This window comes from Streptomyces sp. NPDC001985 (genome assembly GCF_040296845.1).
Lineage (GTDB): Bacteria > Actinomycetota > Actinomycetes > Streptomycetales > Streptomycetaceae > Streptomyces.
Genome location: NZ_JBEOYB010000033.1, coordinates 55670 through 69765, shown reverse-complemented (window position 1 = coordinate 69765; position 14096 = coordinate 55670). Strand labels below are relative to the sequence as shown.

Below are 14096 nucleotides of genomic sequence, written 5' to 3'. Positions count from 1 at the left end.
TGGGGTGCATGGCATCCACACCCAGCTCAGGAGCCCATCCCGACGACGCCACCGCGGCCTATGTCGGTCTCTCCGCCGAGAGCGCCGAGCGGCGGGCCCGGGAGCACGGCTGGACCACCGTCCGGTCGCTGCCGCCGGGCGCGATCATCACCCTGGAGTATCTGGCGGGCCGGCTGAACTTCGAGGTGAAGGGCGACCGGGTGATCCGCTGCTGGTCCGGCTGAGCGCCCGGGCCGCCGCCCGCTTGCCGCCGGCCGCCCGGGTCCGGGCGCAGGGGTCCGGGTCCGCTGTCGGGACCACCACGCTGTCGGGACCACACTGCTGTCCGGTCCCGCTGTCCGGTCCCGGGTCCGGACAGCGGTGTGGCCCCGGCCCGGAGGCCGGGGCCACACCGGGGCCTCTGCGCGGAGCGGCGCCGGTCAGCCGCCGCCCGACGGCGCCCGGCCGCCCGACGGGGTGACCGGTGAGCGCTCGGACCGCGCGGAGCGCGGCGCCGGGGGGTTGAGCTGTGAGGGGTTGAGCTGCGCCGATGTCCGGCCGGACGGAACCCCCCGGCCGCCCATGGCGCTCACCGACTCCCGGGCGGGACCGTCGTGGGCCGCCCGCTGGGGCCCGACGGCCGGTGCGAGCCTCGGCCCGCCCGTCGCCACCGGCAGCGAGGCAGCCGGCCGCCGCCGTGCCCGCCACCGCTCGCGCCGCTCCAGAATCCAGGCCTCCGCCCGGCCGATCAGCGGCTCGCACCACGGCAGCCCCAGCAGGATCAGCAGCCCGGCCGCCCAGCCGAGCAGCACATCGCTCAGCCAGTGCGTGCCGATGTAGACGGTGGTCAGCCCCACCCCGAGCGAGACCGTCGCGGAGAGCGCCGACAGATAGCGCCGGGTCTTCGGCGTGGTCGCCAGATAGGCCAGGATTCCCCAGGTCACCACCGCGTTGGCGGTGTGCCCGGACGGAAATATATCGCCGCCGGAGAACAGCTCGGTCGAGCCGATCTCGGTGGCGTAGTGGGGGCCGAGCCGGCCGAGGCCGATCTTGACCGCACCCACGGTGGTGTTGAGCAGCAACAGCGACACGCCGAGTACGAGCAGGGGCCGCAGGGTGTGCTGACGCCAGGAGCGCCAGCCCAGCCAGGCGGCGACCATCACGGCCGTGGGACCGCGCTGGCCGAGCACCACGAAGTAGTCGAGAAAGGCGTGCAGCTCGGGCCACTGCTGATACGGCCGGAACAGCACGATCTTCCAGTCGATGAGCACCAGCCAGGTCGACGCCAGCACGGCGACGACGATGGCGAGATAGAACAGCGACGTCCCGCCGAAGAGGGCGAGGCGAGTCGGGCTCATCCGCGGGATCTCTATCTTCGGCGGTTCCGGCTCTCGGTCCAAGCGGGCGAAGATGTCGGTACGCACCCTATCGACGTTACAGCGAGTGAGTGTGGGCCCAGGTCGATCCAGCGTCTTTGTGATGACGATGTGATGTGGAGTATGTCTCAACCGGGAGGTTTATTCCGGCCCGGCTCGGAAATCCGGGAGGTCATCCGCCCTATTGCTCCGCCACTCGCGCCGAAGGCCCCTTTCCGTGACGAAAATTGACGTTCACCACTCTGCCGTATGAATTCTTTCTCATCTTTGACGGTTCGGCGGGAAGGACCACGGGGCGGTTCGGCGTGTACCCGGCGTGGCGTACGCCACACGCGTCCGGGCGCCGGAGTTCGCGTACGCTGACGGCTCACTCGCCCGTCGATGCCGGACCGCCCTGAGGGACCGTCCCCGTCCCCGGCTGGCCCGCCGAGCGCGAGGGGATCACTGGAGGTATGTGCATGTCAGGGACGACCACCGCCGCGGCACGCCTGCGTGCGGCGGCCGGCGGGGGAAACCGCTGGGTCGTCCTGCTCGTCCTCTGTATCAGTCTGCTGCTCGTGGCGGTGGACGCGACCGTGCTGCACATCGCGGTCCCCGCCGTCACGGAGGATCTGCGCCCCAGCGGTGTCGAGCTGCTCTGGATCGTGGACGCCTATCCGCTGATCTGCGCCGCGCTGCTGATTCTCTTCGGCACCCTCGGCGACCGCGTCGGCCGCCGCCGGGTGCTGCTGCTCGGGTACGGGATCTTCGGCGCGGCCTCCGCGCTGGCCGCCTTCGCCCCCACCCCCGAACTGCTGATCGCCGCCCGCGCCCTGCTCGGCATCGGCGGCGCGATGATCATGCCCGCCACGCTCTCCATACTCCGCACGGTCTTCCCCGACCGGCGGGAGCGGGCGATGGCGATCGGCATCTGGACGGCGGTCGCCGCCGTCGGCGCGGCCACCGGACCGGTGCTGGGCGGACTGCTCATCGAGTACTTCTGGTGGGGCTCGGTCTTTCTGATCAACATCCCGCTGATGGTGGTGATCCTGCCGCTCGGCCGCTGGCTGCTGCCGGAGTCCCGGGGCGGTTTCGACGGGCCGTGGGACGTGCTCGGCGCGCTGATGGCCGCGGGCGGCATCCTCGGAGTCGTCCTCGGGGTGAAGCGGCTCGGGGTCGGCCACGGTCCGCTGGACCTCATGACCAGCGGCCCGCTGCTGCTCGGCGCCGTGCTGCTGACCCTCTTCGTCCGGCGGCAGCGGCGCAGGCCCCAGCCGCTGATCGACATCCGGATGTTCTCCGCGCCGGCCTTCTCCACCTCCGTCGGCTGCATCGTCCTCGCCATGCTCGCGCTGGTCGGCCTGGAGCTGATCGCCGTCCAGTACCTCCAGCTGATCCTCGGGCTGAGCCCGCTGGAGACCGGGCTCCGGCTGCTGCCGCTGACCTTCGCCGCGATGGCCGCGGGCGCCACCGGCTCGTACACCCTGCGCCGTGTCGGGCCGCGCCGGATGGTTGCCTGGGGCTTCGTGCTGACCGCGGGCGCCGTGCTGCTGCTGACGCCGATGGGGCAGCAGGACCGGCCGCTGCTCCTCGCCGCCGGATTCGTCCTGCTCGGCTTCGGACTCCAGACGACGCTCTTCGCGGCGTACGAGTCGATGCTCAGCGAGGCTCCGCCGGAGCACGCGGGCGGGGCGGCGGCGATCGGCGAGACCTCCTACCAACTGGGTGCGGGCATGGGGATCGCGCTGCTCGGCAGTGTCATGAACGCGGCCTACGCACCCGCCGTCCAGCGGCTCGGCGGGGTGCCCGACTCCGCCTCGTCCGCCGCCTCCCACTCCCTCGGCGAGGCGTATCAGGTGTCGGACCGCCTCGGCGGTCTGGCGGGCGAGGTGCTGCGGTCCACCGCGCGCGAGTCCTTTGTCACCGGGCTCCACGTCACCCTCATGGTCAGCGCGGGGCTGCTGCTGACCGGCGCGCTCGCCGCGCTGCGGCTGCCGGGTGTCATGGACTGCTCGCCCGACCGCGAGCCCGGCAAGGGCTCCGGGATGTGCCCGCCGCCCCGGCGGGGGGACGCGCCCCGGGCATCCGGGCCCGCCGGCGCCGCCGTCCCGGCGCGCCGGGAGAGCGCGGTCCCGGCGAGCCGGGCGAAGACCGTCCCGGCCGACACCCGCTGACCCCGGGGTCCGTGAGCGGCCCGCACCCGTCGGCCCCCGGGCCCTGGAGCGGCGCACACCCGCCGGCCCCCCGGGCGCGGCGCACCGGCACCGCCCTGGACGGGCGGGCTACCGGACAGTAACGTCTGGGCCCGGCGCTGCTCGTTTTCCGTACGCCCCGCGGAGGTCACGACATGTCAGAACACCCGGAGCCCGCTCGCTTCGACCCGGCCGACCCCCTCGGCATCGACGAACTGCTGACCCCCGAGGACCTCGCCGTCCGGGACACCGTGCGCGGCTGGGCGGCCGGCCGGGTCCTGCCGCACATCGCCGACTGGTACGAGCGGGGCGAACTCCCCGGGCTCCGGGAGCTCGCCCGTGAGCTGGGCGCCATGGGCGCCCTCGGCATGCAGCTGCGGGGGTACGGCTGCGCCGGCGCGAGCGCCGTCCAGTACGGGCTGGCCTGTCTGGAGCTGGAGGCCGCCGACTCCGGCATCCGCTCCCTCGTCTCCGTGCAGGGCTCGCTGGCCATGTACGCGATCCACCGCTTCGGCTCCGAGGAGCACAAGCGCCGGTGGCTGCCGCCCATGGCGGCGGGCGAGACCATCGGCTGCTTCGCCCTCACCGAGCCCGACCACGGCTCCGACCCCGCCGGAATGCGCACCTCCGCCCGGCGCGACGGCTCCGACTGGGTGCTGACGGGCCGCAAGACATGGATCACCAATGGCTCGGTGGCCGGTGTCGCCGTCGTCTGGGCCCGCACCGACGAGGGCATCCGCGGCTTTCTGGTGCCCACCGCGCTGCCCGGCTTCTCCGCCTCCGAGATCACACACAAGTGGTCCCTGCGCGCCAGCGTCACCAGTGAACTGGTCCTGGACGGGGTCCGGCTGCCCGCCGACGCCCTGCTCCCCGGGGCCATCGGGCTGCGCGGCCCGCTGAGCTGTCTCACCCACGCGCGGTACGGGATCGTCTGGGGCGCGATGGGGGCGGCGCGGGCCGCCTTCGAGGCCGCGCTGGAGTACGCCGGCACCCGGGAGCAGTTCGGCAGGCCCATCGCCGGCTTCCAGCTCACCCAGGCCAAACTGGCCGACATGGCCGTGGAGCTGCACAAGGGCCTGCTGCTCGCCCACCATCTGGGGGTGCGGATGGACGCGGGCCGGCTCCGCCCCGAGCAGGTGAGCTTCGGGAAGCTGAACAATGTGAGGGAGGCGCTGGCCATCTGCCGTACCGCGCGCACCGTTCTGGGCGCCAACGGGATCTCGCTGGAGTACCCCGTGATGCGCCACGCGACCAATCTGGAGTCGGTGCTGACCTATGAGGGCACCGTCGAGATGCACCAACTCGTGCTGGGCAAGGCGCTCACCGGTCTGGACGCGTTCCGGTGACGGTGCGGCTCCGGGGGCGGTGACCGGCGAGCACCCTGCTCAGCTCTGGTTGTAGAACCCGTCCTGGGGACCCTGGGGCTCACCGTTGACGACATGGGTGTGTGCGGGGCTGAGCAGGAAGACCCGGGTCGCCACCCGCTCGATGGAGCCGCGCAGACCGAAGGTGAGACCGGCGGCGAAGTCGACCACGCGCTTGGCGTCGCCGGACTCCAGCGCGGTGAGGTTGACGATGACCGGGACACCGTCCCGGAACAGCTCGCCGATGTGCCGGGCGTCCCGGAAGCAGGTGGGCGAGACCGTGGCGATCCGGCGGCTCTCGGCCCGCGCGGATTCGGAGGCGGCGACACGCACCCGGGGGTCGGTGACCCACGCGTCACCCGTCTCGGCAGCACCCTCGGCGTACTCGGCGTACTCGTCGGCGTAGTAGCGCTCGTCGTTGTCCTCGACGAGTCCCAGCCAGGCGCTCGCCTTGCGCACAGATCCCATGGACGCCTCCTTCCACTGTGGTCCGCTCACGAGCGGTCTTTCGTCTTTCCTGTCCCTATCGTCGTCCATCATGCGGATCGCGCGCCAAGTGGATAGCCGCTGAGGCGGGGTTTCGTGACGGGACTGGTGCAGATGATGTGGTGATTCGTCAGCTTTCTTCCCGGGTACCGGGGGTGATCAGCACAAAATATGAAAGTCGGGCCAGACGGGTGATGTCCGGGACGTACGGGTGAACGAACCGGTCGATACGATGCGTCCCGCACAGCTGAACGACTCACGGGGGAAGTGAACGTGTTCGGGATGGTCCGGCCCTGCGGCCACCGGCTCACCGATGGCCTGAAGACCGAGTGGATGGCGCATCTCTGCGGCCTCTGTCTCGCACTCCGCGGCGACCACGGGCAGTTCGCCCGGGTGGTCACCAACTACGACGGCCTGATCATCTCCGTACTGACGGAGGCTCAGACCGAACGCGTCCCCGCCGCCCGGCGCACCGCGGGTCCCTGCCCGCTGCGCGCCCTGCGCACCACGCCCGTCGCCCGCGGCGAGGGGACGCGGCTCGCCGCCGCCGTGTCGCTGGTGCTGGCGTCGGCGAAGGTGCGCGACCATGTCGCCGACCGGGACGGGCTGCTGGCCCGCCGGCCGGTGGCCGCCGCCGCGCGCAGGGTCGCCGCCGGGTGGGACCGGGCCGGGAGCCGGGCGGGCGCGAGGGTCGGCTTCGACACCGCCGTACTGCTCGACGCCGTCGACCGGCAGACCGGCGTCGAGGCGCTCGCCGGGCCCGGCACCTCCCTGCTGACGGTCACCGAGCCCACCGAGACGGCCACCGCCGCCGCCTTCGCCCACACCGCCGTGCTCGCCGGGCGGCCGGAGAACGCCGCGCCGCTCGCCGAGGCCGGCCGGCTCTTCGGCCGGCTCGCCCATCTGCTGGACGCCGTCGAGGACCGGGCCGCCGACGCCGCCGCGGGCGCCTGGAACCCGCTCACGGCCACCGGCACCCCGGTCGCCGAGGCGCGCGGGCTCGCCGACGACGCCGTGCGCGGGGTCCGCCTCGCCCTGCGGGACGCCCGGTTCGCCGACGGCCGGCTGGTGCATGTGCTGCTCGCCCATGAGCCGGCCGAGGCGGTGAACCGCGCCTTCGGGACGGTGGGCTGCGGCCACCGGGGCGAGGCGCGCGAGGATTCCGGCGGTCCGCACCGGCCGGGAGGACCGGGCGCGGGGAGCCCCCACGGCCCGGGCGCCGGCGGCACTCCGTACGGCGGCGCCGGCGGGCCGTACGGCGCGGGCGCGCCCGGTGGGCCCGGTGGTTCCGGCGGCTCCGGGGGCGGCCCGGGGGTGCCGCCCCCGCCGCACCAGCGCCCCGAGCCCCGGGGCTTCCTGGCCGGCTGCGCCGCCTTCACCGGGCTCTTCTGCACCTGCCGGATCTGCTGCGCCAAGGAGTACGAGGGCCCCTGGTCCCGCAAGAGGCGCGAGGGCTGCTGCCGCGCCTGCGACTGCGGGGACTGCTCCGGCTGCGACTGCTGCTGCCCCTGCGACTGAGCGCCCCTCCGGGCCTCCTCGGCGAGGGCCGGCTCAAGCGGTGCCGGGCACCGGTCCGTTCAGTTCCTTCTCGAACGACAGCAGCCCGACCGACTCCGGATCGGCGTCCGGGTCGAAGAGCGGGCGGTAGCCGGAGGCCAGATACAGACCCCTGGCCTCCGGCTGGCGCGGCCCGGTGGTCAGCACGATCCGGCCGTAGCCGCGCCGGGCGGCCTCCGCCTCCAGCACCCGCAGCACCTGACGGCCCAGACCCCGGCGCCGGTGCGCGGAGTCCGTCCAGATCCGCTTCAGCTCCGCCGTCCTGCGGTCGTACCGCCGGTACGCGCCCCCGGCCACCGCCCGCCCCCGCTCCAGCAGCAGCACGAACGCGCCATCGGGCGGGGCGAACTGGGCCGCGGGGCGGCGGGTGAGGTCGGAGCTCTCGCCGTAGCGCCGGCGGTACTCGTCGGAGAGGTCGGTGAGGAGCGGCCGGGCCAGCGGATCGGTGGCCTCCGTGTGCAGCACGGAGAGCCCGGGCGGCACCGGCGGGACATCCGGGGCCGGGGCCGGGACCTCACGGTTCGGGGGGAACACCATACGGACCCTTCGGACGGCGTTATCCGGGCGGGCGTGCGGGCGTGCGGGCGTGCGGGCGGAGCGAGGGGAGTGGTGCGAGTGGTGCGCATCGCGGAGTGCGGTGAGGGCAGGGCCCGTGGTGAGCACGGCGCCCGGAGCGCCAGGGTGCGCACCGGGCCGCGCGGACCTCACCGGAGCGGGGCCGCGCACGGGAATCCGGGGAGCACCGGCGCGATGGGGCCGGACTCGGGGGGATGTGCCGGAAATGCCGGAGAGACAGCGGGTCGGGTCAACAGGAGGCGGACCACACGCGACCGAGGTCGATGTGGGAGCGCCTGACCAGCGACTGCTGTGAAGACATGGCCCAAGTGGAGCAGGCATCCGTTTCCGCGTCAACCGCGCTGAGACATCACGCCCACAGTGTGGACAGCCTTGACAGCGGGCCGTGTTCACCGCCTAGCCTCAGAGGCCGGACCAAGCTGAGGGGCGCGGTCCGCATCGCACCGGCGGCGCCGGTCTGTTCCCGGTGAAGGCAATCCCGTGTTCGATTCCCGAATCCACGGAGCCTTCTCATGGCCGTCCCCACCGACGCCTTTTCCGACTGCCCCACCGCCGCCCCGGACGGCCCCGGCCCGCACGCGCCCCCGGGCCGCTCCGGCCGGCCGGCCCTCGCCGTCATAGGAGCCGGTCCGCGGGGGACCGGCTTCCTGGAGCGGCTCGCGGCCAACGCCCACGAGGTCTACGGCGACCGCCCCCTCGACATCCATCTGATAGACCCCCACCGGCCGGGACCCGGGCGGATCTGGCGCGCCGACCAGTCCCCGCTGCTGTGGATGAACTCCATGGCCGAGGACGTCACCATGTTCACCGACGACACCGTCGCCCTCGACGGGCCGGTGCGCCCCGGCCCCACGCTCGCCGAGTGGGCCACCCTGGACGGCCGCACCTTCGCCGACCGCACCCGCCAGGGCGCCTATCTGCGCTGGGTGTACGAACGGGCCAGGGCCGCCCTCCCGCCCTCGGTCACCGTGCGGGAGCACCGCACCACCGCTCTGCGGATCACCGGTCCGCGCGACGGCACCCAGCGGATCGAGCTGGCCGGGCACGCCGAACCCCTCACCGCCGACGCGGTGCTGCTGACCCTCGGCCATCTCGACGCCGCGCCCGACGACGAACAGCGTGCCCTCACCGCCTTCGCCCGCCGCCACGGCCTGGTCCATCTGCCCCCCGGCTTCACCGCCGACACCGACCTCGGCGCCGTCCCCGCCGGGGAGAACGTCATCGTCCGGGGGATGGGGCTGGCCTTCATCGATCTGATGGTGCTCCTCACCGAGGGCCGCGGCGGCCGGTACGAGAACGGCGCCTACCTCCCGTCCGGCCGGGAGCCGGTCCTGTACGTGGGGTCGCGGCGCGGGGTCCCGTACCACGCGAAGCTCGGCTACCCGCTGCGCGGCGGCGGGCCGCCGCTGCCCCGGTTCCTCGGCCCCGACCGGACCGATGAGCTGCTGCGGCGCGGCCCGCTCGACTTCCGCCGGGACATCTGGCCGCTCGTCGACAAGGAGCTGGGCTTCGCCCACTACCACCGGCTCTTCACCGCGCACCCCGAGCGCACCTCGGGCGGCTGGGCCGCCTTCGAGGAGAAGTACGCCGCCGCCGAGCCGCTCAGCCCCGAACTGCGCGCCCTGGCGGACGCCGCCGTGCCCGACCCCGCCGACCGGTTCGACGCGACGGCCCTGGACCGTCCGCTGCGCGGCCGGCGCTTCCCCTCGCCCGAAGCGCTCCAGCACGGCCTGCGGGCCCATGTGGAGGCCGACCTCGCGCGCAGCCACGACCCCGCGTACAGCCAGGATCTCGCGGTCTTCCTCGGGCTGCTCTCCGTCTACGGACAGCTGATCCGGCTCGGGGACATCGGCGGCTGGTGGCACGGCTGGTTCAGCTTCCTCGCCTCCGGGCCGCCCGCCCCCCGGCTGCGCCAGCTGCTCGCGCTCTCCCGGGCCGGGGTGGTCCGCTTCCTCGGCGCGGAGCTGACCGTCGAGGGGGACGAGGAACGGGGGGTCTTCCGCGCGGGCGGGGCGAGCGTGCCCGGCGCGTGGACCGAGGCCCGGGCGCTGGTCGAGGCCCGGCTGCCCGAGCCGACGGTGACACGGAGCGGGAGCGCCCTGCTGCGCGCGCTCCACCGGGACGGGGCCGCCGCGACCCCGGCCGGGCTGCTCGCCGTGGACCCCCGGGACGGCCGGGTACTGGACCGGTCGGGCGCGCCGCACCCCCGCAGATTCGCGCTCGGCCCGCACACCGACGCCCGCGCCCCCGGAGCCTTCACCCGGCCGCGCACCGGGGGAGCGGCCTTCCGGCAGAACGACGCCACCGCGCGCACCGCCCTCACGCTGCTGCGCGAGCTGTCCCGCCACCCCTCCTGACCGCCCCGCCCCACCCTCCTGCCCCGACGACCGCCCCGCCCCCCTGTCCCGCCACGCTCACGGAACCGCGTGTTCCGGACCCGACCATCCGGAGAGGCCCACCATGTCCGCCACTCGTCCGCTGCATCTGGCCGTCGCTCTCGACGGCCCGGCGCGGTACGGCACCGAGCACTTCGCCGAACTCGCCGGGCTCGCCGAACACGGCGCCCTCGACTTCCTCACCCTCGGCGACTCGTTCGCCCGCCCCGGGCTCGACGCTCTCGCGGTCCTGGCCGCGATCGCGCCCCGCACCCGCCGGATCGGCCTGGTGCCGACCGTCACCACCACCCACACCGAGCCGTTCCACGTCTCCACCTCCCTCGCCACCCTCGACTGGGTCAGCCGGGGCCGGGCCGGCTGGTCCATCGGGGTCTCGGCCACCGAGGCGGAGGCGAGACTCTTCGGCCGCCGGCCCGCCGCGCCCCCGGACGCCCTGTGGCGGGAGGCGGGCGAGGTCGCCGAGGCCGTCGCCCGGCTCTGGGACAGCTGGGAGGACGACGCGGAGATCCGCGACGAGGCCACCGGCCGCTTCATCGACCGGGAGAAGCTGCACCACATCGACTTCTCGGGCTCCTCCTTCTCGGTGCGCGGGCCCTCGATCGTGCCCCGGCCCCCGCAGGGCCGGCCCGTCACCGTCGTGGACCTCACCGGCACCGGCGAGCCGGGCCGCAGGGTCGCCGCGCGGTACGCCGATGTCGTCCTCGTCCGGGCCGGATCGCCCGAGGAGGCGGCGGCCCTGCGGGCCGGGCTCCACCGGGACGCCGCGGCCCTGGGCCGGGACCCGGACCACCTCAGGGTGCTGGTCTCGCTCGCCGTCGATCTCGGGGAGTGCGAGTCGGCCCCGCAGCCGGGGCTGGCCGGGCCGTCCCGCCCGGCCGCCACCGCCTCGTACTTCCGGGGCGGCCCGGTCGACCTCGCCGAGCTGATCACCCGGTGGCAGCGCGGCGGCGCCGCCGACGGCTTCCACCTCGCGCCCATCGCACCCCACCGCGACCTGGAGCGGATCGTCAACGGCACCGTCGCCCTGCTCCAGCACCGCGGAATCGCCCGCACCTTCCACCCCGGCGGCACCCTCCGCGAGCACCTGGGGCTCGCCAGGCCCGCCAACCGGTACGCCGCCACCTCCCGGGGAGCCTCATGAACACCGTCCGGCAACTCCATCTCGCCGCCCACTTCCCGGGCGTCAACTCCACCACCGTCTGGACCGATCCGCGCTCCGGCAGCCAGATCGACTTCTCCTCCTTCGAGCATCTGGCCCGCACCGCCGAGCGCGGTCTCTTCGACTTCTTCTTCCTCGCCGAGGGGCTGCGGCTGCGCGAGCACAAGGGACGCATCCACGACCTCGATGTCGTCGGCCGCCCCGAGTCGATCACCGTGCTCAGCGCCCTCGCGTCCGTCACCGGCCGGCTCGGGCTCGCCGCCACTGTCAACGCCACCTTCAACGAGCCCTACGAACTCGCCCGCAGACTCGCCACCCTGGACCACCTCAGCGCCGGCCGGGCCGGCTGGAACGTGGTCACCTCGTCCGACGCCTTCACCGGCGAGAACTTCCGGCGCGGTGGCTATCTGGACCGGGCCGACCGCTACACCCGTGCCGAGGAGTTCGTCCGCACCGCGCGGGAGCTGTGGGACTCCTGGACCCCGGACGGCGTCCCGCGCCCCTTCGCCCACCGGGGCCGGCACTTCGCCATCGAGGGGGAGTTCACCGTTCCGCGCCCCCCGCAGGGACACCCGGTGATCATCCAGGCCGGGGACTCGCCCGAGGGCCGGGACTTCGCCGCCGCCGCGGCCGATGTGGTCTTCGCCCGGCACCGCACCCTGGAGGAGGGCCGGGTCTTCTACGCCGATGTGAAGTCCCGGCTCGCCGCCCACGGCCGGAGCCCCGACGACCTCAAGATCATGCCCGGGGCGACCTTCGTCCTCGGCGACAGCGACGCCGAGGCCCGTGAACGGGCCGCCGAGATCCGGCGCTTACAGGTCTCCCCGCAGACCGCGATCCTCGCGCTGGAGCAGATCTGGGGCCGGGACCTCTCCGCGTACGATCCCGACGGGCCGCTCCCCGAGATCGATCCCGACCCCGGCACCACCCTGAGCCAGGGGAGGGTGAGCGCCGGTGATCCCCTGGCGGTCGCCGCCCGCTGGCGGGCCCTGTCGGAGGCGAAGGGGCTCTCCATCCGGCAGACCGTCATCGAGACCTCCATCGGGCAGTCGTTCATCGGCACCCCCGCGTCCGTCGCCGCCGAGATGGCCGGGTTCGTCGCCGACCGGGGGGCCGACGGATTCATCCTCGTACCGCATCTGACCCCCGGCGGCCTCGACGAGTTCGTCGACCGGGTGGTGCCGCTGCTCCAGGAGCGCGGTGTCTTCCGCACCCACTACACGGGGACGACGCTCCGGTCCCACCTGGGGCTCGCCGAACCCGTGTGGAATGGTTGACGGCATGACGACGGACGCACAGCGACCAGCAGCCGGAGACGACGAGCGCGGCGGACACGGGCCGAGGAGCTGGCGGAAGTGGCACGAGCGGCGGGTGGAGACCATCTCGGCGCCGTACGGCCCGCTCTCCCTGACCGGCACCCACTGGCTCGACGATTATCCGGACGGGCACATTCCGTCGGTGCCGGGCCGCTGGACCGCGGACGGCGACGAGGTCCGGCTCACCGCGGGCCCCGAGGACGGCCTCACCGTGGACGGCGCCCCCTTCAGCGGCACCGCGAGGCTCCCCGCCGACCACGGCCCCATCCCCGACGCGCCGGTGGCCCACGGGGAGCGCCGGCTGGTGGTGCTGCGCAGGGAGGGGCTCTGGGCGGTGCGCGACTTCGACCCGCACTCCCCGGCGCGGGCCGCCTTCCGGGGCATCGAGGCCACCCCCTACGACCCCCGCTGGGTGCTGCCGGGGCGCTTCACCGCGTATCCGGAACACCGCGGCGTCCGGGTGGAGAACGCGGACGGGCGCGAGCGCGGTCTGAGCCTCGCGGGTGAGGTCGCCTTCGAGCTGGAGGGCGCCGAGCGCACCCTGCGGGTGGCCGTCGAGGACGACGGCTCGCTCTGGGCGGTCTTCACCGACACCACCGGCGGCGACAGCAGCTACCGCTTCCGCTTCCTGCGCCCCGGGGCTCCGGCCGCCGACGGTTCGGTGACCGTGGACCTCAACCGGGCGCAGCTGCCGCCGTGCGCCTTCGTGGACCACTTCATCTGCCCGTTCCCGCCCCCCGGCAACACCCTCCCGGTCCCCGTCCCGGCGGGCGAACGCACGGTACGGACCACTTAGGCCGTCTCTTTCGGATCGTGCCGGGCTCGCGAGCCCCGGTGCCGCGCCCCGCCGCGCTGTCGCCGGTCGCCGACGCTCCGCGTGGGCTCCCTCCTCCGCCTCGCGATCCACGGCACCGGACCCCGCTCACCGATCCGGCCCGATCCGAAAGAAACTCCCCAGCCGCCCCCGGACACGCCGCCGGCCCCGGGGTGCTCCCCCGGATGGGTTCGCTCCGGTGTCTCCGGCGTTCTCCGGGGCCCGGGCAAACCCAGCCCCCCGGTGTCGGGGGGCGGGGGTCCCATCCGGGCCCTTTCGCCCGTGGACCCGCTCCGGTGGCTCCGGTGTTCTCCGGGGCTCGGGTGCCCCTGGCTCTTCCGGTGTTGGGGGGGGCGGGGGTCCGATTCCAGGCTCTTTCGCCCGCGGACCCGCTCCGGTCGCCTCGGTGTCTCCGGGGCCCGGGCAAACGCTTGCCCCGGTCGCCCCGGTCGCCCCGGTCGCCCCGGTGTCTCCGGGGCCCGGGCAATCCCAGCCCCTCCGGCGTTTGAGGAGCGGGGGTTCGGGGGCTGGCCCCCGACATGAGGCCGCACGCTGCGGCAGGGGTGCGCAAGGTGGCCCCTGCCCGCACCCGCACCCGGCCCCGGCCCCGGCCAGGCCCGCCCCGCACCCGGCCCCGGCCGGCCCGCCCGCCCGCCCCGGGCGCCCCCCGGTGGTGCCGGCCCGCGTACGGAGCACCACCACCACACCGACCGCCTCCCCGCACCGCCCCCCCCGTGGAGCAGCCCCCCGGCGCGTGCCCCGCGCCCGCACGCGCTCTTGCGTGAGGCGCGGGAGCGGCCGAATACTCCCATAGGTGCTTGCCAGGGGGCCCGGCCCGATTCGGCGGCGACGTGGCGTCCGGCCCTGGTCACCCCCGTGGGTGAGGGCCCGCCGCACGGCCG

11 protein-coding genes are annotated in these 14096 nt (G+C 74.5%); 8 read left to right on the top strand and 3 right to left on the bottom strand.

Annotated elements, in window-relative coordinates; translation table 11 throughout:
- Positions 1–8 precede the first annotated feature (8 nt).
- A complete protein-coding gene (locus ABT122_RS17030) occupies positions 9–224 on the top strand; it encodes an I78 family peptidase inhibitor (protein WP_351551942.1) in 216 nt (71 codons plus the stop codon).
- 195 nt (positions 225–419) lie between these two features.
- Here the strand turns inward: ABT122_RS17030 and ABT122_RS17025 are convergent, their stop codons facing one another.
- Positions 420–1403: a phosphatase PAP2 family protein gene (locus ABT122_RS17025; protein ID WP_351551939.1), complete on the bottom strand. Its 984-nt coding sequence runs from the start codon at positions 1401–1403 to the stop codon at positions 420–422.
- A gap of 410 nt (positions 1404–1813) precedes the next feature.
- Here ABT122_RS17025 and ABT122_RS17020 point away from each other — a divergent pair, with 410 nt between their 5' ends.
- Together ABT122_RS17020 and ABT122_RS17015 are read left to right on the top strand one after the other, a co-directional pair.
- Positions 1814–3508, top strand: a complete 1695-nt coding sequence (locus ABT122_RS17020) for an MFS transporter (protein ID WP_351551937.1) — start codon at positions 1814–1816, stop codon at positions 3506–3508.
- 173 nt (positions 3509–3681) lie between these two features.
- The gene (locus tag ABT122_RS17015; RefSeq protein ID WP_351551934.1) at positions 3682–4872 is read left to right on the top strand and encodes an acyl-CoA dehydrogenase family protein; all 1191 of its coding nucleotides are present in this window, start codon (positions 3682–3684) and stop codon (positions 4870–4872) included.
- A 39-nt stretch (positions 4873–4911) separates the two neighbouring features.
- Here ABT122_RS17015 and ABT122_RS17010 read toward each other — a convergent pair whose 3' ends face one another.
- Positions 4912–5358, bottom strand: coding sequence for a cell division protein SepF (locus ABT122_RS17010; protein ID WP_351551931.1), 447 nt, complete (start codon positions 5356–5358; stop codon positions 4912–4914).
- Between the two features lie 291 nt (positions 5359–5649).
- Between ABT122_RS17010 and ABT122_RS17005 the strand changes: the two genes are divergently transcribed.
- On the top strand, positions 5650–6894 hold the full coding sequence (locus ABT122_RS17005) for a DUF5685 family protein (RefSeq protein ID WP_351551928.1): 1245 nt from the start codon (positions 5650–5652) through the stop codon (positions 6892–6894).
- Positions 6895–6927: 33 nt separating this feature from the next.
- On the opposite strand, the gene ABT122_RS17000 is transcribed toward ABT122_RS17005, so the two are convergent.
- Positions 6928–7470, bottom strand: coding sequence for a GNAT family N-acetyltransferase (locus tag ABT122_RS17000; RefSeq protein WP_351551925.1), 543 nt, complete (start codon positions 7468–7470; stop codon positions 6928–6930).
- Positions 7471–8021: 551 nt separating this feature from the next.
- On the opposite strand from ABT122_RS17000, the gene ABT122_RS16995 reads away from it, so the two are divergent.
- From ABT122_RS16995 to ABT122_RS16980, 4 genes are all read left to right on the top strand, one after another.
- The gene (locus ABT122_RS16995) at positions 8022–9866 is read left to right on the top strand and encodes an FAD/NAD(P)-binding protein (RefSeq protein WP_351551922.1); all 1845 of its coding nucleotides are present in this window, start codon (positions 8022–8024) and stop codon (positions 9864–9866) included.
- 103 nt (positions 9867–9969) lie between these two features.
- Complete coding sequence (locus ABT122_RS16990) at positions 9970–11046, top strand: LLM class flavin-dependent oxidoreductase (RefSeq protein WP_351551919.1); 1077 nt, start codon at positions 9970–9972, stop codon at positions 11044–11046.
- Complete coding sequence (locus tag ABT122_RS16985; protein ID WP_351551916.1) at positions 11043–12341, top strand: NtaA/DmoA family FMN-dependent monooxygenase; 1299 nt, start codon at positions 11043–11045, stop codon at positions 12339–12341. Before ABT122_RS16990 ends, ABT122_RS16985 begins: the two co-directional genes overlap by 4 nt.
- Positions 12342–12345: 4 nt before the next feature.
- Positions 12346–13176, top strand: coding sequence for a DUF1684 domain-containing protein (locus ABT122_RS16980; protein WP_351551914.1), 831 nt, complete (start codon positions 12346–12348; stop codon positions 13174–13176).
- Positions 13177–14096: the final 920 nt, after the last annotated feature.